Annotated in this window: 10 protein-coding genes; 1 reads left to right on the plus strand and 9 read right to left on the minus strand. The window is 60.0% G+C overall.

Annotated elements, in window-relative coordinates:
• Positions 1-75: 75 nt before the first annotated feature.
• The 9 genes from FHT76_RS31615 to FHT76_RS31655 form a co-directional block, all read right to left on the minus strand.
• Positions 76-1206: a PilZ domain-containing protein gene (locus tag FHT76_RS31615; protein WP_259131528.1), complete on the minus strand. Its 1131-nt coding sequence runs from the start codon at positions 1204-1206 to the stop codon at positions 76-78.
• A 10-nt stretch (positions 1207-1216) separates the two neighbouring features.
• Positions 1217-2872 (minus strand): glycosyltransferase, encoded by a 1656-nt coding sequence (locus tag FHT76_RS31620; protein WP_183864474.1) that lies wholly within the window; start codon positions 2870-2872, stop codon positions 1217-1219.
• Between the two features lie 118 nt (positions 2873-2990).
• Positions 2991-4382: a nucleotide sugar dehydrogenase gene (locus FHT76_RS31625; RefSeq protein ID WP_183757390.1), complete on the minus strand. Its 1392-nt coding sequence runs from the start codon at positions 4380-4382 to the stop codon at positions 2991-2993.
• A gap of 474 nt (positions 4383-4856) precedes the next feature.
• Positions 4857-5678: a carbohydrate ABC transporter permease gene (locus FHT76_RS31630; protein WP_259131533.1), complete on the minus strand. Its 822-nt coding sequence runs from the start codon at positions 5676-5678 to the stop codon at positions 4857-4859.
• A gap of 3 nt (positions 5679-5681) precedes the next feature.
• Positions 5682-6548: a carbohydrate ABC transporter permease gene (locus FHT76_RS31635; RefSeq protein ID WP_183757392.1), complete on the minus strand. Its 867-nt coding sequence runs from the start codon at positions 6546-6548 to the stop codon at positions 5682-5684.
• 53 nt (positions 6549-6601) lie between these two features.
• The gene (locus FHT76_RS31640) at positions 6602-7933 is read right to left on the minus strand and encodes an extracellular solute-binding protein (protein WP_259131546.1); all 1332 of its coding nucleotides are present in this window, start codon (positions 7931-7933) and stop codon (positions 6602-6604) included.
• Positions 7934-7965: 32 nt separating this feature from the next.
• A complete protein-coding gene (locus FHT76_RS31645; protein ID WP_259131536.1) occupies positions 7966-9510 on the minus strand; it encodes a putative N-acetylmannosamine-6-phosphate 2-epimerase in 1545 nt (514 codons plus the stop codon).
• Between the two features lie 68 nt (positions 9511-9578).
• Positions 9579-10328 carry a GntR family transcriptional regulator gene (locus FHT76_RS31650; RefSeq protein ID WP_183757395.1) on the minus strand — a complete coding sequence of 250 codons (750 nt, stop codon included), beginning with the start codon at positions 10326-10328 and terminating at the stop codon, positions 9579-9581.
• 124 nt (positions 10329-10452) lie between these two features.
• Positions 10453-11877, minus strand: a complete 1425-nt coding sequence (locus FHT76_RS31655; protein WP_183757396.1) for a sensor histidine kinase — start codon at positions 11875-11877, stop codon at positions 10453-10455.
• Positions 11878-12253: 376 nt separating this feature from the next.
• On the opposite strand from FHT76_RS31655, the gene FHT76_RS31660 reads away from it, so the two are divergent.
• Positions 12254-21024 (plus strand): peroxidase family protein (locus FHT76_RS31660; RefSeq protein WP_259186205.1); only part of this gene is annotated, 8771 nt, incomplete at its 3' end.

Raw genomic sequence — 21024 nt, forward strand, 5'->3', positions numbered from 1 at the left:
CATGGACTCCGTCCGTTTCCTCGTCATTGCAGACTGTCGAACTCGCTTGACGTGCTGTTGCACGCGGGGCGCGTCTCACCCTTTCGGCTGTGCAGGTGGCGTGCTCCCGGTATCGATTGCCCCGACCGCCTCGCTTACGGCTTCGGTGAGCGGAAGCCCCGTCCAAGGCAGTTGCACGAAGCGGACGGTCACGGGCGTTCCGACGAAGGACGACAGGTCGGCATCGCCGACGTCGATGTTGATCGGGATCCGGTCGCCGGATTCAAGGTCGGTGGTTGTCAGCTTCGGCAGGTCCCGGATCGATGCGTTCGGGATCCGCGGTCCATGCGGAAGATCGACGAGCACCCGCGCGCCCCTGAAGAGGCGCTGCGCCTCGGTGTAGTCGACCATCGCCACGACATGCGGCTTGGCATTGGCCATACGCAGGGAAAGAAGCCGCTGACCGGCCCTCACCTGGCTGTCCAGTTCCACCTGAACGTCCTGAACAATGCAGTCACAGCGGGCGAGCACGCTGATGCTCTTGTTGTTGGCCGTCGGCAATATCGTCGCTACCGGATCGCCCGCCTTAACCGCCCCTTCAGTCACGACGTTGGTGAGGACCCCGTCGGACGGCGCAATCACGGGCGCTGAATCGATCGTCACGAGCGACTCGTCAGCGCGGAAGGTCCAGAGTTTCTGATAGAGCGCGCCCCACAGGAACAGGACGACCGCCAGGCAGAGAGTTCCGAGCAACCCAATGCGAAGCGACCGCTCGGCGAGCGCCGCATAGCGATGGCGTCCCGAGGGTTCCAGAGGTTCGGCTTCCTTCTTGCGGGTGTGGTGCTCGATCGACCGGCTCGTTAGATCGAGAAGGTCGTTGAGGGTGACAACCTCACCGGTCAGATGCGCATCCCTGACATAACGGAGGAAGCGAAGTTGTTCTTCGGTCAGGGACATGTACTGGAATCCGGTACGTCCCTTGACCGGATCGTTGTAGCGAACCTGCGCGGTCACTCTCAGGGTGAAGACAAAGCCGTCGAAGGGGAATTCCAGGTCGACGGGAAACGTCCCGAACTCCTGTAATCGGGTCTTGCCGGTCGCGACGCCGATACCGCCGACCGACCAGTCGAGGCACTCATAGCGGTAGCCCTCGATGATGCATTTCAAGGGAAGCTTAAAACGTGGATGCTGGCGCTGTACATCGGCTTCGAATTTGACGACGTTCATATCCGCTTCCTCAATCTATCGGGTCCAGTCCGTAGGCCATTGCAAGTATGGATGCGTCCGGGACAGCCAATTGCCCCAGCACGAGAGCGACGAGTGTGATGAAAACCATGACCGCGGTGACCTGCACGAAAGCGGAGGACGCTTCGCGAAGCCGCCCGGCGAAACGGGTACGACCATCTGCAAGCGTTGTCTTCTGGCGGGTCCAGCGCTGCTTGTTGAGATGGAAGAAGATGTAGGTCTTGATGATCGATCCGTAGATCTGGTTGAAGTAGATGAAAAACGGATAGAGGGCAGACACCCGCGGTCTGGAATTGAACAGCATCAGCGTCAATACGTAGCGGGTAACCAGAACCCAGAGAACGTAGATCAGGAACGCGAATGGCGTTTCGAACAGCCCGACCAGACACACCATTGCCAGTCCGGCAAGGGAGGTCCACATCGACACGCGCTGATCGAAGATTGTCCACCAGGTGAAGTAGCCGACCTTGCGCGGTCCGAGCCTCAGTGCCCGCGAATTGGTGCGCAGCATGTTGCCGAACCAGCGCACCATCAACTGCGTCGCCGCCGGGAAAAACCGTTTCGACGGAGGTTCCTCAACGGTTGCGACGACGACATCGGGAACGTAGAGCATCTGGTAGCCGTTGCGCAGAAGCCAGAACCAGCTCGACTTGTCGTCACCAGTTAGGAATTTCAGGCGGCCGAAGCGCCAGTGATCGACGTAATCAGACTCGACCTGTCTTACGAAGTCGGGATTGCAGACGATCGATGCCCGGAACATCGACATGCGCCCCGTCAGGGTGAGCACCTTGCGGGACAGCCCGTTCGACGACATGAGAATGTGCCGCTGGGCAAAACGCAGGCTGTACCAGATATGGAACTTCGCCTTGCCGTGCACCCGGGAAACCTCGTCGGTCGTCAGCGCCCCGACCCGGCTGCTGGCACGGAAAAAGCCGAGGCATCTGCCGATGAGATCGGGTGGTACGATCGAATCTCCGTCGATGACGGCGACGACGTCGTCCTCTCCTGGGTCCTGCCGGGAGATTGCCCGGAAGGCATAGGCGAGCGCGTCGCGTTTTCCACTGCCGGCAATGCGGGTGATGATCAGCGACACCTTCGTGTTATTGCCACAGATCAGCCGATGAACCAGCTTGATCAGCCGCTGGTCGCCGAGCTCGACAATGGATGCCACGACTGTTGTTTCGCAGGGCGCGCGTTTTGCCGCCTCGAATGCGGCGCGATAGACGGCGGCCGTCGTATCGCTGTCGATGCGGTAGCTGGTCACGAGCAGAAAGGCACGCTGTTTGCTCGCGCTGCCATCACTGGCGCGCATGCAGTCATCGGCGACCTTGCGCATTTTTGGAAAGACAAGAAAGCGATAGATGTTGGACCGCACGAAATGTGTCAGTCCCCAGCCATAGCGCCAGATCGCAAGTAGGCCGAGGCCGAACAGCGCTCCCGAGTGGGCGCTTGCAAGACTGTCGATCGGGGTGATGCAGGCGATGCCGACGACAAGGACGATATAGGCCAGATGCGCCTCGAATGTCTCGCTCCAGGCAACAAAGCGCGCGGCGGCACGACCCTCGCGGCCGAACGTCGACACAGCAGGCAGACGGTCCACTGGTGTCGCAACAGGTCTTGCGTGATCGGCGTACGGTATCCCCGCCATGGTTCCTGCCTTATTGATCATGAACAAAGAGCTGACAGAAATCGGGAAGCCCCCGGGCTTTCCCTCCACCCGCACCGGATGGATGCGCCGGCCACCTGCCGCGGCCGGCGCAGAACAATCACCAGCACAAACCGTGGTAGGTGACGTTCCCGTTCTGCGGCCGTTCGATGCGGGCGAGATCGATCACCGTAACCGGCATGCCGGCGGCTTCGAGTGCATCCTTCAGGCCGGGATACTTGTTGCCGACGACGATGACCTCGGAGGACGCAATGACCTCGTCCATGCTGTCGCGCAAATGGACGGCGATATGCCTGAGGTAGTTGCGGCCCTGGCTGGCATCCCTGGCAACGTGTGGATCGTAGATCGTCACCTCCTTGCCCTTGCCAAGGAAACCCTCGACCAGTTCGAGGAGCGGGCTTTCCCTGAGATCATCGGTGTCTGCCTTGAAGGTCACGCCGATGAAGCCGATTTTTTCGTGCGGTGCCGCATCGACGAGCGAACGCGCGTGATCGATCTGGACGGTGTTGGCAAGCCTGGCCGCATCCAGAAGCGGTGTCGGAACGTTCATCGACCGGCCGAGTGCCGTCAATGCCCTGAGATCCTTGGGAAGGCAGGAGCCGCCAAAGGCAAAACCGGGCTTCATGTAGGCCCGGGAAATATTCAGGCGGGTGTCCGAGCAGAGCACGTCCATCACCACATGGCTGTCGATATCCTTGGCCTTGCAGATGTTGCCGATCTCGTTGGAGAAGCTGATTTTCACGGCATGCCAGCAGTTGTTGGCGTATTTGACGATTTCGGCGCTTCGCATCGGGATGACGTGCGGTGTCACGTCGATGCCGCTGACAAGGTCCCTGAGGGCGTCGATCGAACGGGTATCGTCCCCATACTGTCCAAACACGATCGCGCCTGGTTTGTAGTAGTCAGCAATCGCCGTGCTTTCACGAAGAAACTCCGGATAGTAGGCAATGCCGAAATCACGTCCAGCAACCTTGCCGGAAGCGGTCTCCAGTGTCGGGATGACGATCTCTTCCATCGTACCGGGCAGGATGGTCGACCGCATGACGACGATGTGGAACTCGTTCTTGTGCCGAAGTGCCTTGCCGATATCCTCGCAAACCTGCCGCACATGGCTGGTATCGAGCGTTCCATCGGGAAGACTTGGCGTACCGACACAGCAGAACGAGATATCCGTGTCGTTGATGGCATCGGCTGCCGATTGCGTGGCATTTAGCAGTGCGCCGTCATGGGCGTTGTGAAGCAACTCGTCCAGACCCGGCTCCACGATCGGAGCCTGACCGTCGGCGAGATGGTCGACCTTGAAGGGATCGGGATCGACTGCGACGACGGGGAAACCGTCATTGCAGAGACATGCGGAAGATACGCAACCAACATAGCCGGCACCGAAGACACTGACCCGATGGGTGCGCGTCTCCGTGCCCGGATAGTAGGCGTCGAGAAGAGCAACTTTTTGCGTGGAGGCATGGTGAATGGAATGAAGATCAAGTTCCATGGGCGACCTCTGTCTGCGCGTAGTTAAACCTTCCGAGGAATGACTTCTACGGAATGAATTCTTGCAGTTTAAGGAAACCCCACCCGGACGTATTATTGATCGTCCTTGGTATCGCGGTCATTACATGCTAGGCGCAAATAACTCCGCATGCAACAGTAAAAACATATTTGCGATAATATAATTTTTCGATGCCAAATCCTATATTGAATTAAATCAGGAAAATCAGGCAATTAAGTCCCTGTGATCGAATTTGTTCAGTCGAAACAAAAAGTATATCATGCAAGCATTGGGGCAGGATTTGGCTCGGTGGAATGTATATTGAGGCAAGATGCGTAAATATTGCGGAAGCATGTTTTATACTTTCGATGCCAAGTAGCGATCCGGCCGTTTTTCTCGCTGTCCGGAAAACTGGATCTTCGAGGCCCGGAGCGCGCAAGAGACCGGTCAAGGCCACCCGAGAGGCCGCCGGAAGACCTATCCCTTGACGGCGCCGGCGGTCATCGAGCCGGAAATCTGCCTGTACATGAGAAGTCCAAGCACGGCCGGCGGCAATGCGCCAAGTATCATCACGGCCGAAGCCGTTCCCCACTGGACACCGCCGCCACTGGCTGCAAAGAAAAACGAAGCGCCGACCGTCATCGGAACGGCTCGACTGGTTGTCAACATAAGGCCGAACAGGAACTCGTTCCAGGCGGTGATGAAGCCGAAGATGAATGTGGTCACGAGTGCCGGCCGCACGACCGGCCGAATGATCAGGAGCATGATCTCAAGGGAGCTCGCACCATCAACCTTCGCAGCCTCGTCGAGCTCCAGCGGGACGTCGGAAATCGCGTTGACCATGATGACGAGTGCGAGCGGCGTATTGACGATCGTCAGGATGAGCCCGAGCCCGAGCTGCGTGTCGAGAAGCCCCAGCCATTGATACATCATGTAGAGCGGGATGGCGAAGATGATCAGCGGCACGGCCCGCAGGTTGATGATGACAGGCAGGAGTGTTCGTTTGCCTGCCTCGCTTCGGGCAATGGCGTAGGCAGCCGGAAACGCCAGCACGATGGCAAGGCCCGTGCCGATCAGGGATGCGATCGTGCTGTTGAAAAGATAGGAGTAGATGTTGAAGCGATCCGTGTTTGTCAGGACGCGAAGGTAGTTCTCGAGCGTCGGTTGGCTGACGAGCAGGCCGGCATTCATCGACAGTTCCCGCGTGCTCTTCAGCGAGGTGACGAGCGTGACGATCACCGGGAAGTTCATGGCAAAGGCGGCGACAGCAAAAACGATCCAGCGAGCAGCATTGAGCATCGCCTAAGTCCTCCTGCGGGCGGCAAGCCAGTTCAGGCCGTAGAGCACGGCCAGTGATGCGATGAACAGCACGACCGACGCCGCGACGGCCTTTCCGATTGCCCCCTGCTTGAAAAATGCCTGGTAGATGTAGATCGAGAGCGATGTCGTCGATCCGCCGGCGCCGCTTCCGGTCAGGGCATAGACGTTGTCGAAGACGCGAAAGCCATCGATGAACCGGATGAAGAAGGCGATGACGAGGGTCGGCGCCATCAGCGGAAGCTCGATCCACCAGAGGATCTTGTACCAGGGTGCTCCGTCGAGTGCGGCGGCCTCCCGGACATCAAGCGGGATCGCCACGTAGGCCATGTAGAAGAGCAGGAAGGCGAAGGGCGTCCATTGCAGCGTCTCGACGACGACAAGGGTACGGAAGGCGTTGGTCACATCGAGGAATGCGGGGCTGTCCCCGAACCACAGGAACAGATAATAGGGCACCGGTCCGGCAAACTCGTGCAGGACGAGACGGTACATCAGGCCCACCATCGCCGGTGCAACCATCAACGGCAGCATCAATGGTGCCATCAGGAAGGACCGCCTGGCCAGAAGCGGCGCAAGGAAGATCGCGAGGAACAGCCCGATCAGGCATTCCATCAGTGCGGTCAAGCTGCCGAACCGCATGGAAAAGGATACGGCCTGCCAGAACTCTCCGTCGGCCAGCACCGAGGTGTAATTGCCAAGACCAGTGAGGCTTGGACTGCGCAGGTTTTCGAAACTGACCGTCGAGACCGAATAGATCAGGTTGACGAGAGAGGGAAAGCCGAGAAACAGAAGCAGGAACGCCACAAGCGGCGTCAGGTAGGCCCTGCCTTCGGCATGTTTTACGGTAGCCATCATGATCCGCCGGGAATGCCGGCGACAGCCAAAGGGCTGACGCCGGCTTTGTCCTATTTCTTCAGGAGATCCTGCATGCCGGTCTGCACATGGGCAAGCGCGTCGTCGAGCCCCTGCTGGCCGGACCAGTATCCGGTGAATTCCTTCGCCTGCAGCTCGTAGACCGAAAGCGCGTTGGCGGAGGTTGCGCCATTCATGACGTAGCCGTACTTGCTGGCAAATTCGCCAAGCTTGACGAGATCGGGACGTTCCTTGGCGACCTTGGCGACGACATCTGGCGACAGTGCCGGGGAACCGCCGCTCTTGGCATAAAGCAGGGCCGCATCTTCACTCGCCAGCCACTTCAGGAACTTGACCGCGCCTTCCTTGTTCTTGGCATTCTTGTTGAGGCCAAGGCCAAGGCCGTGAATGTGGTCGGCGCGTCCGTCTGGACCGGCGGGGGGAGCAACGATGCCAGTCACCTCGGCGACAGCCGGAGTTTTTTCGGCATTGGTCAGGTCTGCCGCTGCGGCGTTCCACTGCAGTGCTGTCGCGGCCTGGCCCGAGCCGAAGGCGGCGTTGGTTTCGGCGTATTCGTAGCTCAGCGAGTCCTTTGGCGAGGCGCCGGCGTCATAGAGCTTCTTGTAGAGCTCGAGACCCGTCCTGTAGGCATTGGAGTCGACGGTGATCTTGCCGTCCTTGTCCATCCATTCACCGCCGTAGGATCGCGGCAGCGACTGGAAGACCATCATGTTGAAGAGAAGGTTCTTCATCTGCAGGACGGTGCCGTAACGCACGGGGCTTGCCGAATTTGCCTGCTTGCTGAAGTAGAGGGACGTTGCCGCCCAGTCGTCCCAGGTCCAGCTGTCGGGATCCTTCGGCTGGAGCTCCTTTCCAAGGAATTTCTTGGCGATCTCGCCGTAGGTCTTCCTTGCCGCATCGTCCTTCAGCAGCGCATCCACCAGGTCCTTGCGGTAGTACATGAAATGCAGGGAAAGGTCGGTTGGGACACCATATTGCTTGCCGTTGAACTGCATCGTCTTGAGGACGGATTCGCCAAAGACCTTCGCGGCATCCGGACCAAGGTCGATGGGATCCATGTAGGATGCGTAACGACCGATCGAATAGGTGGCGACAAGATTGACGTCGAACGCATTGGAGCCGGCGGCCATGTCGGCCTGCAGCTTGTCGAAGAAGCCGTCGCGGTTGAAGAACAGCAGCTCGACCTTGTCGGCATCGCTGATACCGGCCTGGCCATTATAGGCTTCGACCGTGGCGCGCAGCGCCGTTTCCTCCGAGCCGCCCGGCCAGCCAAGCACCGTGACGGTGGCATTTGCGATGCCAGGCAGGGCGACGCCCGCAAGAAGCGTTGCCGCAAGTGCAAGTGACGTGTTTTTGTATGTCATCATCGTTCCCTTTCTTGTTTGGTTTTACGTCGTTATTTCCCCGCTGCAGCCGGGCCTCCTCCAGCAAGATCCGCAGCGCCGATGATACCGGCATGCCGGCCGAGCCTTGCCGCCATGAGACGTGGTGCAAGCCTCGGCGACAATCCCTTGAAATGGCTTTCCATGAGGTCGAGATAGCCCTGAGCGAGGCCGATGCCGCCGCCGATGACGATCCGGTCGGGATCGAGCATCAGCTGGATGTCCCGGCAGAGCGTTGCTGCGCGAAAGGCAGAGCCGGAGACGATGTCTGCCGCCCAGCTTTCGCCGTTTCTGGCGCGCTCGAAGACTTCGACGGCATCGACCGGGTGGCCGTTCTGCGAGGCTTCGCTGGCAATCCACCGGCCCGATGTCTGGTCCTCGAACGGTGACTGTCCCTCGGAAGGTGAGCGGATCAGCCCGAAGTGTCCGGCAAGACCGAGAAGCGGCCTGCCGTCGATGACGACCCCGCCGCCAATGCCGGTCGAGATCGTGAGAAAGACGAGGCGCGGGGCGCCCGCTCCTGCCCCGAACCGGTACTCGCCCCAGGCCGCAGCCTGCGCATCGTTGACGGCAGTAGCCGGCTTGCCGAACATCCGCGTGACACGGTCGATGAGAGGGTAGCGGTCAGGGATTTGAAGCGTTGCCGGATTGAGGGCCGACCAGGATCCATCCTCGATCACGCCGGTGACGGCGATACCGATCCTGGCATAGCGGTCCGCCCAGCCGGCGGTCGATTGAAACACAGTCGAGAGCCAGGCATCAGGTCCGGCGCCGCGTTCGGTCGCAACCACGACCTCCTCGACAACCCTGTCGCCGCTGACAAGCGCTGCCATTGTCTTGGTGCCGCCGATGTCGATCGAAAGGACAGTGCCGTCTCCCGTTGAAGACGGTGCCCGATAGGCTTCGCCGATCGCTTGGCTGAACCAGCCTGTCACGTGCTCGGTGCGGGTAATCGCGGAGCCGACGACCACGGCAAATGCCCCGGCCCTTGCCGCTGATACCGCCTGCTCGGGAAAGCGGATACGTCCCTCGGCAATGACGAAAGGTGTGAGCCGACGCATGGCTGATATCAGCTCGATGTCAGGGTCGACGGGTTCCGGGCCGCCAACATAGCCGGAGAGCGTGGTGCCGACAAAATCGACGCCGGCAGCAAGGGCGCGCCCTGCATCCTCAAGCGAAGAGCAGTCCGCCATTGTCAGCTTGCCCTTGGCCTTTATCGCGCGCACCAGCGCTTCCACGGATGCCGGGCGGACGCGATCAGTGGCATCGAAGGCGACGATATCGGCTCCGGCATCGGCGAGCGCTTCCGCATCGGACAGGAACGGAGTGATGCGCACCGGACTGTCTCTAAGATCGCGTTTGACGATCCCGACGATCGGGGCGGTGACGGCGGCCCGCACGGCTTTGACATAGGCAACCGATTCGATCCGCAGTGCGCTCGCCCCGGCACTCAGAGCCGCTCTTGCGAAGCCCGTGACGAACGCGGCCTCGTCCATCGGTCCATCCGGAACCGGCTGGCAGGATACGATGAGGCTATTCCTGATGTCTTCCCGTTGCACCCGCGACACTCCATTTCGGCATCACGATAGATGGAAAATACCAGAATACAACCAGTTTATAACTGGTCTTATCGCTGCAGTTCGAACACGAAGTCGTAGACCTCGCCCTTGTAGCGGGTCTCACAATATTCGACGATCTGTTCGTCGGGCAGGAAGCAGCGTCTTTCGGTCACCAGCAATGGCGCGCCGGCCTCGCAATGGAGATGCGCGGCATCCTCGCTGGAGGCGGCTCTCGATCGCATCCGCTGGATCGCCCGCTGTGGCATGAAACCGCGCGCGGCAAGCGCCTCGTAGAGCGAGTCGCGAACGAGATCCGGTGAAGGAATAAAGCGCGTCGGCACCGTTGAACTCTCGACCGCAATCGGCTGCCCGTCTGCCGTGCGGACGCGTTTCATACGGACGACCATGGCGCTGGCGGAAAGACCAAGGGCCATCATTTCGGCTGGTGATGGTCGGCTTATCTGTTTGGAAAGCCAGACGCATCCAGGTTCCATCCCGCGCGCGCGAATGTCCTCAGAAAAGCTTGTCAGCGTCGCAAGCGACTTTTCGACACGCGATCCGACCTCCGTCCTGAAGCCATGGCGCCGGTTGAGGAGCCCTTCCTCCTCGAGCAACGCCAGCGCCTTTCGAACCGTTACGCGTGACAGCGACAGGTTCTCTGCCAGAACCCGTTCCCCCGGCAGCATGCCGCCGGGCTTCACCGCGTTGGAGCGAATGGCAGTCTCGATCGCCGACTTGAGCCGTTTGTAGAGGGGCACGTCGGGCGCGCTCTGGCCGAGCTCCCTGCCAACACGTTCGATCAAGCTGATTTCGGACATGGCGCTCCTTTCGACGGATCGATCCCGACGATCCTGAAAATCGGTATCTGGAGCTATACTGGTATTATCGTCTTCGCGCAATTGCCGATGACAGGCCCCGGTTCCGCGGACCGCGGCATCAGAATTACTCCAGTGGCAGCAGGACGATGACGAGCGTGCCATTGCTGCGGCGGATCGTACGGAGTTTGCCGCCGAAGGCACGGATGCGACGCTTCTGCATCAGCTTGCCCAGGCGAATGCGCTGCGGGGCTATGGCCTGCGCCTTCGGTGGACTGCCGATATCGGCGATGGCAATGACAATGCGATTGCGCCGCATGCCATAGCGCAGCTGCTGGACGTTTCCTGGCGCGTGCCGGTGTGCATTCATCAGCGCTTCCTGGATGAAGCGATAGACGCAGATGTTCAGATGTCCCCGGCTCGGATCGACATCGAGCTTACCCTTTAGAGCGACACGATTGCCGGTCAGGTCCGTGTGACGGCGAACGGCAAGCAGAATGGTTTCGTTGAGCGAAAGGTTGTCGAGCTCAGGCAGGACGAGGCCGGAGGATATGTTTCTGATGTCTTCCAGCACGGCCGAGACGAAGTGCTGCAGCTTGCCCATGCTTTCGGCAGAAACCACCACGCCGTCGCTCTCTGCGGGGGATGGCCTCATGTCGCTCAATCTGAGCTTGATGAGGGTCAGTACCTGTATTGGGCCGTCGTGAAGGTCTGCACCGATCTGGTCGAGGATCTTCTCGTTGAGCTTGCCGGCCTCCCGTCTTGCGCGTTCGGCCTCGAGCCGCAGACGCCGGTTCTGGTTCGACAGCTCCAGCGCGTGCCTGAGGCTTGCGCGCAGCGCCGTGTGCTGGTCGTCGATCGTGCGGCTGCCGCTGCGGACGATCATGTAGAGAAGAGCGAGCATGGGAACGGAAACGAGGAGCACGATCATCAGCGTCGAGCGCCATGCGCCGGCAATTTCTGCAAGCAGATAGTTGGGTCGTTCGTAGAATTCGCCGACGAGGATCGTCTTGCCGGACGCGTCCTGCACCAATGGTGCATAGACCTCGATGTATTCGGACTTTCGCTCGTCTCCGGAGTAGTGGTGTTTTGCGATCATGGTGCGCGATACGACGACTTCGCCCTTCGTCGCACGCCTCAGCTCGTCAAAGACCTCTTCCCTGTCGAACTTCTGCCCCGCCGTCGAATAGAATAGGCTGCCATCGGTGTTCCAGATCTTGATCTCACGCACATGCTGGCCAAGCGGGCTGTCGCCGAGAAGCTGATCGAGTTTGGCCTTGACCTCGGGTGACAGGCTCTTGGAGCGGATATCCTGTTCAGAAATAAGCGGCTCGACGAAAGTCTGGAGGTAGGCCGCTCCGACGCTGCCCGCCCCCTGCATGATCGCCCTCTCGATGCTTTTCGTCGTCCAGAGTCCAAGCAGGAACATCAGGGCAAGGACGATCAGCGACGCGATGAGAATGAATTTCACCTCGAGGCGCGCCTTGCGCACCCGGTCCTTCATCCATCGCCATGTGACGGCCAGGCGCTCGGGCCATACCCGTTTTGTCATTTCGCTCTGCGCAAACGCCATGCTCCCCCCGAAACTCGACGCCGATGATTATATTCATGTTTGCGAATATTTTTCCTGCTGGCAACACACTTTCGATCATTCCAGCTGACGATCAAACAAAAGCGCCCCGACTGTCCTCGCGAACGGGCGATGACTGTCCCATGGGACAGCTTCTGCTGGCCCTGAGTATATCGTGATGGTGCGACCTTCGTTGCTTTCACTGGAATACTATAGTCTGGATTTTTGCTCGACCTTGTTCTCTGACGGCATAGTCAACCAAAATATATAACTAGAAAATCAGACAATAACACAAATTCTGGCCGGCTATACACGTTGTCTGCCGGGTGGGAATTTTGCGCTCTAAGGGGAGAGGGAAATGACCGCATTTACACTGAATCTGCAGGACATGATCTTCATTCTGCGTCAGATCAAGATTGCCGAAGCACATGCTGCCGGAACGGCTCTGACCGAAATCTATGTCGATTCCGAGGGCAATGTCGTTCCCGCGGGGACACCGGGCGCCTTGCTTGCGATTCCAGATCCTCATGTTCCGGCTGGTCTTCGGACGGTCGACGGGACCTACAACAACGTTGTGCCTGGCCGGGAGACCTGGGGTGCGGCCGACCAGTCGATGCCGAGGCTGCTGGACGGCAGCTTCGTCAACGACGCCGATGGCGACACAATGCCATTTGGTCCTCCGGGATCGCCGGCTGTCACCAACAACGACTATGGCGTTGTCGGTTCGCCGAGCCTGCCTTCGGTCAACGGCGGACATACAGGCAACGTCGCTGACGCCGATCCTCGGATTATTTCCAATCTCGTCGTTGACATGAGCATCAACAATCCGGCGGCGATTTTTGCGGCGCTGACATATGCAGGCTCAGAGGATCCGCAAGCGGATCTCGAGCGGTTGCTTGCCGCACGGGTCACGCAGGCAGAGGCAGATGCCGCGCTTGCGACGGCGCAGACGGCAGTTGCGACTGCGGAGGCGGCGGTCAATGCTGCGGTCGCAGCTTATGTGCCGGGGGATCCGCTATTGCTGGACGCGATCCAGACTGCGGCTGAAGCGCTCACGGTGGCCGAAGAAACACACGCTCATGCGACAGCTGTTGCTGCCAATCCCAGCGCGGCTTTCGTTGCGTTCGCCGAAGAACTCGGCCTGACGGTCAATGATCAAGGTACCCTCGTTATCCCCAACATTGCCCCTGATGAAGGCCTGTCTGCTCCCTTCAATGCCTGGATGACGTTCTTCGGGCAGTTCTTCGACCACGGCCTCGATCTCATCTCGAAAGGCAACAACGGCACCGTCTTCATTCCGCTGCAACCCGACGATCCGCTCTACGTGCCGGGAGGCAGTACAAATTTCATGGTCCTGACGCGCGCAGCACCCACGCCGGACGGGTCGCAGACCAATACGACGACATCCTTCGTCGACCAGAACCAGACCTATACGTCACACGCCTCCCATCAGGTCTTCCTGCGTGAATATGTCATGAGGCCCAACGACGAGCTGGTCGATGTGCCGGTGGCCACCGGAAAGCTGCTGGACGGTGCGGCAAACGGACTTCCGACCTGGAAGGACATCAAGGATCAGGCGCGTGAGCTGCTCGGAATCGAGCTGAGCGATCGTGACGTCATCAACCTTCCGCTGCTACGCACCGACGCCTACGGCGAGTTCATTCGCGGCGACAACGGCTTGCCCCTGATCATAACCGGCATCGGGGCCGACAATATTCCGAATACCGAAGACGACAGCGTTGTTGAGGGCAATCTCGCCACGCCTGTGAATACGTTCAGTGTCGGTGCCCTTCGCACCGGCCATGCCTTCCTTGATGACATCGCCCACCAGGCCAACCCGTTCGACAGCCAGACCGGCCAGTTCAAGGCTGCGGATGCTGATGACGGTATCGGCACGCCACCGCCGGTCCTTGACGGCTTCGATGCGGTCGTCCTTTCGGATGGTACGCCTGGCGTCAATGTCGATGCCGCGCTCGGCAACTGGACCGAAACACCTCCTCCCGGCTGGGACATCACAGGAGGCTTCGGTGGCGTCTATGACCCGACGGCCACTGTTATCGCCGAAACCGGACACGGGGGCGGCAATGTCGTGTTCCTCGATTCCGCAGCTGTCCTGACGCATGACACGGGTGTCCTTTTGCAGGGCGGTCGGACCTATTCACTGACGCTCAATGTCGGCGACCGGACCGACCAGACATTCGGTGGAGGCACGGTTCAGCTCGTTGCCGCAGGTGGCGCGATCCTGTCGAGCCTTGTGCTGCCGATCCCTGGAGAGGGCGGCTGGCTGCCGGTAACCCTGAGTTCAGGTGTTGTTCCGGCCGGTGCTGCCGGCCAGGAGCTTCGAATTGTCGTGACCCATGGTGGTGGCACGGGCCAGCAGATCCTCATCGACGACGTCAGGCTTACCTCGAACATCGCGCAATACGACGACGAGCTCCTTGATCGTCATTTCATTACGGGCGATGGCCGCGGCAACGAGAACATCGGTCTGACCGCTGTCCACCATATCTTCCACTCGGAACACAATCGCCAGATCGACTCGCAGAAGCTGACCATTCTGAACAGTGGCGACCTTGACTTCATCAACGAATGGCTGGTTGGCGAGGGCATCACCGGTCTGCCAGCCGGCTTTGCCTCCATGACGGCACTGCAGCAACTCGCCGTTGCCGATACGCTCGATTGGGACGGTGAACGCCTGTTCCAGGGTGCGCGGTTTGCAACGGAGATGCAATATCAGCATCTGGTCTTCGAGGAGTTTGCCCGCAAGATTCAGCCGGCGATCGACCCATTTGTCTTCAACAACATTACCGACATCAATCCGTCGATCTTCTCGGAGTTCGCCAACACCGTCTACCGCTTCGGTCATTCGATGCTGACGGAGAACATGCCGCGCGTCTTCATCGACGCGAATGGTGCTGTGACAAGCACCGACAACATGGGGCTGATCACGGCCTTCCTCAATCCGGTCGCCTTCGACAATGATGGCACGGTGACAGCGGATCAGGCCGCCGGCGCCATCGTTCGCGGCATGACCATCGAGCGCGGCAACGAGATCGACGAATTCATTACCGGCGCGCTTCGAAACAGCTTGCTCGGCCTGCCGCTCGACCTCGCATCCATCAACATCGCGAGAGGTCGGGATACCGGTATTCCGACACTGAACGACGCGCGCACACAGCTCTATGCGGCAACCGGCTCGAGCTTCCTGACGCCCTATGACAGCTGGACCGATTTCGCGGCCAATCTGAAGAATCCGATCTCTGTCGTGAACTTCATCGCCGCCTACGGCACCCACTCTTCGATCACCGGGCAAACGACCGTGGCAGGCAAACGGGATGCAGCCTGGGCCCTGGTGTTCGGTGACGACAGCCTGACGGGCGCAGCTGCTGACGCGTTCAACGCGGACAGGTTGGCCTTCCTGAACAGCACCGGCACATGGACTGCGGCCAACAGCGGCCTCAATGCGATCGACCTCTGGATTGGCGGGCTTGCAGAAAAGAAGATGCCTTTTGGCGGCTTCCTCGGCTCGACGTTCAATGCGATCTTCGAAGCCCAACTTGAGAACCTGCAGGATGGCGATCGCCTTTACTATCTGACCCGCACACAGGGGCAGAACTTCCTGAACATGCTGGAACAGAACTCGTTCGCCAAGATGATCATGGCGAACACCGATATCGCACAGCCCGGCCCGGACGGTATCCGGGGCACCGCAGACGACATCGTCAACCGCCACATGGGCGTGGATTCGTTCGGCAACTATGACTTCGTCCTCGAAGTCAACGCTGCCAACCAGGCCGACTACAACGGTACTGCGGCAGGCGTTGATCCGCTGGGAACCGACGCAGCGCTTGAAGCCATGGGCCTCGGCAAGGTTGCGCGTGACGACCCCGGTACACCGGGTGTGGACGTGAACTATCTACGCTTTACCGGCGGCGAGCACATCGTTGCCGGCGGCACCAGCGGCAACGATACAATCATCACGGATTTCGGCGATGACGGGATCTGGGGCGATGCCGGCGATGACCGGATCGAATCGGGTGCCGGCGTCGATCTCGTCAACGGCGGCGCGGGCGACGACATTCTCACCGACAGTGGCGATAGCGGCGACTTCATCAAGGGTGACGAGGGCAACGACGTTATTGCCAACTCAAACGGTCTCGACATTCTGATGGGTGGGATCGGCAAGGACGCGATCTTTGTCGGTGTCGATGACACGGAGGTCTTCGGCGGCGAAGGCGACGATTTCATCGTCGGCGGCGAAGGTGTCGATCTGCTGATGGGCAATGAAGGGGACGACTGGATCGAAGGCGGTGGCGGTTTCGACACTACGGCGGGCGACAATTCGGAGCTGTTCTTCAACAGCGTCATCAAGGGCCATGACGTGATGTTTGCCGGCAACGAAGAGAACGACTTCGACGGCGAGTCCGGTGACGACATCATGGTGCAGGGCGAAAGCGTCATGCGCAATGAAGGCATGTTCGGTTTCGACTGGGCAATCTTCAAGGGCGTCGCACGCGATGCGCACGCCGACATGAACATTCCGATCTTCACCACCGAGCAGGAAGACATTCTTCGCAACCGGTTCGACAAGGTCGAGGCTCTCTCGGGATGGGATCACAACGACACGCTCATTGGTGATGAGCGCACCTTTGGCGAAATTGCGCCCGGGGACACGGTCGCCACGACGGAGAATATCTTCTTCAATGACGGTCTCGATGCCGAAGGGCTTGCCCGCATCGCCGGGCTCAATCAGATCGTCGATCTCGATGCCTCGGGCTTTTACCAGAGCGGCAACGTCCTGCTTGGTGGCGGCGGCCACGATCTGCTGCAAGGCAATGGCGGCGACGACATTATCGACGGCGACCGGTGGCTCAACGTCCGGATCCGGATAACATCCGGCTCGGAAAATTCAGCTGCCAATCAGATCGCAACTGTCGACAGCATGCGGCACGTGTTCACCGCAGCCGAAGCCCCCGCGCCGTCCTGGATCGGAAGATCGCTTTTCGAGCTTCTGGTCGACCGCACTGTCCGACCGGATCAGATGCACATTGTGCGTGAAGTCCTCACCGCCGACGGTGACGGTGATATCGACACGGCGGTCTTCCGCGGCAGTCGCAGCGAATACGAGATCGAAGGCATTGATTTCAACGACGACGGCGACAACCAGACGATCGTTCGGCACCTGGTCAATACGGCAGTCGGCGGCGTTGCGGTCAACGATGGCGTCGACAAGGTCAGCAATATCGAGCGCCTGCAGTTCGCCGATCAGACGGTGGAGCTCGTCGAGGTCGATGATGAAGCACCGGTCGGCAATCCGGTGATCGAAGGCTTCGCGCAGATCGGTCAGCTGCTCAAGGTGCAGATGGCCTCCGATGGCTCGCTTGCGGGCGTAACGGATGCGGACAATCCGGATGGTGGCAAGATCTTCCCGCCGCTGATCATCGAGTGGCAGATCGAAACGGATCCCGGCGTCTTCGTCGATACCGGCTTCCGTGGTCCGTCGTTTACGCCGGCAACGGACGGCGAATTCGAAGTCGGCGCAGATGTCCGCGTTCGCGCCATCGTCCGCTATACCGACGCCAACGGCATTCCCTATGCTGTCGCTTCGCTGCCGACAGATCCGCTCGTTCCCGCAACGAACCTCGTTGCCACGGAAGGTGACGACGTCCTGGTCGGAACGCCCGGTGATGACACCATCGATGGCCTTGGCGGTAATGACATCATCTTCGGACTTGCCGGGGATGACGACCTGAGAGGCGGCGCCGGCGACGACGAAATCTTCGGCGGGCTTGGTGACGATACGCTCGCAGGCGGTGACGGCAACGACATTCTCGATGGCGGCGACGGCGACGATACCGCTGTCTTCGCCGGCAACCTGGCCGACTTCGTCTTCGAGATCAATGCCGAAGGCCAGCTGGAGGTGGTTGGCACGAATGAGGAAGATGCCGTCATAAGCATCGAGAACTTTCAGTTCAACGATGGGACGGTGACGCTCGCCGAAGTGCAGGCGGGCTTGCCGGATGTCATCCCGACAGACGGCCCCGACACCATCACCGGGACCGAAGGCGCCGACGCCATCGATGCGCTTGGCGGCAATGACACGATCAACGCGCTTGGTGGCGACGATGACCTCGTCGGCGGTCTCGGAAATGACGTGATCAATGCTGGCGCCGGCGACGACACGATTGCCTGGGAGGTCGGCGATGGACGCGATATCATCGACGGCGGAGTCGGCACGGATCGTTTGCGCATACGCGGTGACAACAATGACGAGACGTTCTTCGTCGAGGATGTAGCCGACTATCTGGCAAGGACCGGTCTTCTGGCAGACCCGCTCCAGGCGACGACCGAAATCGTCGTCTCCCGCAGCGTCGGTGCCGGGGCGTCGATCGTGGTGGCAGAGCTGGCCGGTATGGATGAGATCGATATCAACGGCGGCGGCGGCAACGACACCTTTGTCGTTTCGGGCGATTTCGCAGGCACGGATCTCGATCCGAGCACAATCACCATCGACGGCACAAGCGGCGATGACACCGTCGACATCACCGGCCTCGACTCGCAGCACCGTATCGTCTTCCGCTCCAATGGCGGCGACGACACCATCGTCGGCACGCTGCGCCCACAGGATGTCGTCGAACTGGCCCCGGGATCCGTGATCACGGGCTACACGCTCAGCGACAATACAAACGGCACACGGACGCTCTCGAACGGCACGCATTCGATCACCTTTACGGGTGTCGTTCCGCCGCAGTTCGTACCTCAAGACGACGACCCGAATTCGGGACCGTTCGCCTATACCGCAGCTGACCTCGCCGGCCTCAAGAACCTCGTGAACGGTCTTGCTGCCTTCGAGGATGACGACGATACGGAAGGCTTCGGTGGCGTGCGCAGCCTGTCCGGCCACGGCAATAACGAGCAGCATGCCGACTGGGGTGCCGCCGACGAGCCGTTCATCCGGATTACCAATGCGCACTATGGCGAATACGACGCCGGATCAGGCAACAACCAGATCAACCCGATTTTCGAAGGGCTCAATCCACGCAACATCAGCAACGTGCTCGGCGCCCAAGAAGCCAACCTCGCGAAGAACGCGTCCAACGCCAACATCTTCTTCATGGCGTTCGGTCAGTACTTCGACCATGGGCTCGACTTCCTGCCGAAGGGTGGCAACGGAACGATCCAGATCGGCGCACCCGGCAGCGGTGCACCCGGTTCGGGCAATCCCGCGGATCTGACGCGCGGTACCGTCCACGACATCGACGAGAATGGCGTGTCGCAGCATCTCAACAAGACCTCGCCTTTCGTCGACCAGAACCAGTCATACGGTTCGCATGAACTGGTCGGTCAGTTCCTCCGCGAAAGCGATGGAAACCAGGGCTTCGGTTCGCACCTGCTTCAGGGTGCGGTGGATCCGTCCAATACGGAGTTCCGGTTACTGCCGACGCTGCGTGAACTGATCACGCATCACTGGCAGGCCAACACGATCTTCCGTGATGCCGAGTTGCCAGGCGGACAGATCAGCTTCCGTGATTACTACGCCGGTCTGGTCGATGCGACCGGTCATATCAATGAAACGATGCTGCCTCAGATGACCTCCAACTTCATGGGCAGTGGCCATGCGCTGCTTCTCGACGCCAACCCGTTCATCAGCGCACTCGATCACTATGTCGTCGGCGATGGACGCGGCAACGAGAACTTTGCGCTGACCTCGATCCACACGATCTGGGCACGCAATCACAACTACCACGTGGAACTTCTGGAGCAGTCCGGCTTCCAGGGAACGGCCGAGGAGCTGTTCCAGGCCGCCAAGATGGTGAATGAAGCGGAATACCAGCGCGTTGTGTTCACCGAGTTCGCCGACATGTTGATTGGCGGCATCAGGGGCGATGGCGATCATGGCTTCGAGGAATACAACCCCAATGCAACGGCCGCGATCTCCCATGAGTTTGCCGCAGCGGTCTATCGCGTTGGCCATTCACTGATTGGCCAGACGATGACAGTGATCGGGCCGGATGGCGAGCCGAGGCAGGTGGCGCTCTACGACGCCTTCCTCAATCCGAGCAATGATCCCGGTGTCTTCAAGGGTCCGTTACCTCCCGGCTATGTGCCGCAACCCGGATACGGGCAGCTCGGGGTCAATTCGATCCTTGGCGGTATCGTCACCCAGAGTGCGGAGGAAGTGGACTTCAACATCGTCGATGCGGTGCGCAACGATCTCGTCCGCATCAATGCCGACCTGTTCTCCTTCAACGTTGCCCGCGCTTGGGATGTCGGGCTCGGTACGCTGAACCAGGTGCGCATGGATCTGGCTGCATCAACCGATCCCTATGTCAGGGAGGCTCTCGGTTATGCCGGCAACCTCTCGGCCTATACCTCCTGGGAGGACTTCCAGGCTCGCAACGGCCTGTCGGACATAGTGATCAACCAATTCCGTCAGGCCTATCCGGACCTCGTGCTGCAGGCCGGGGACATAGCAAGCTTCCAGGCGATCAACCCTGACATTCAGGTTGCGATCCAGGCCGATGGTACAGGCCTTGTCAAGGGCATCGACCGTGTCGACCTCTGGGTCGGCGGCCTTGCCGAGAAGCACATCAATGGCGGCATGGTGGGTCAGACCTTCTGGGTCGTGCTGCAGGAGCAGTTTGACCGCCTGCAGGAGGCCGACCGTTTCTACTACCTCAACCGCTTCGACAACTTCGACTTCTATGAGGACTTCATCGACGGGCAGGAGTTCGCCGACATCGTGGCGCGCAACACCGGACTAACGAGCCTCTCCGAAAGCATCTTCGAAACCGAGCCGCTTGACGATGACGATGACGATCAGGGCGGCGACGACGACGATGGTGATCATGATGATGATGATGACAACAGCGGCCCTGGAGGTGGCGACGACAACGATGATGACGACGATGACGATGATTCGCCATCAGGCGGCGATGATGATGACGGCACGTCTTCGGGAGGTGATGACGACGACGATGACTCCTCGTCGGGCGGGGACGACGGTGACGGCGGCACGGATCCGCTTCCTGTCGCGGCACGGACGTTGATCGGGACTGTTGCTGGGGATGTTCTGATTGGCGCGGCTGGTGCCGATACGATCCTTGCCGGTGGTGGTGGGGATATCGT

The sequence above is a fragment of the Rhizobium sp. BK176 genome (assembly GCF_024808055.1).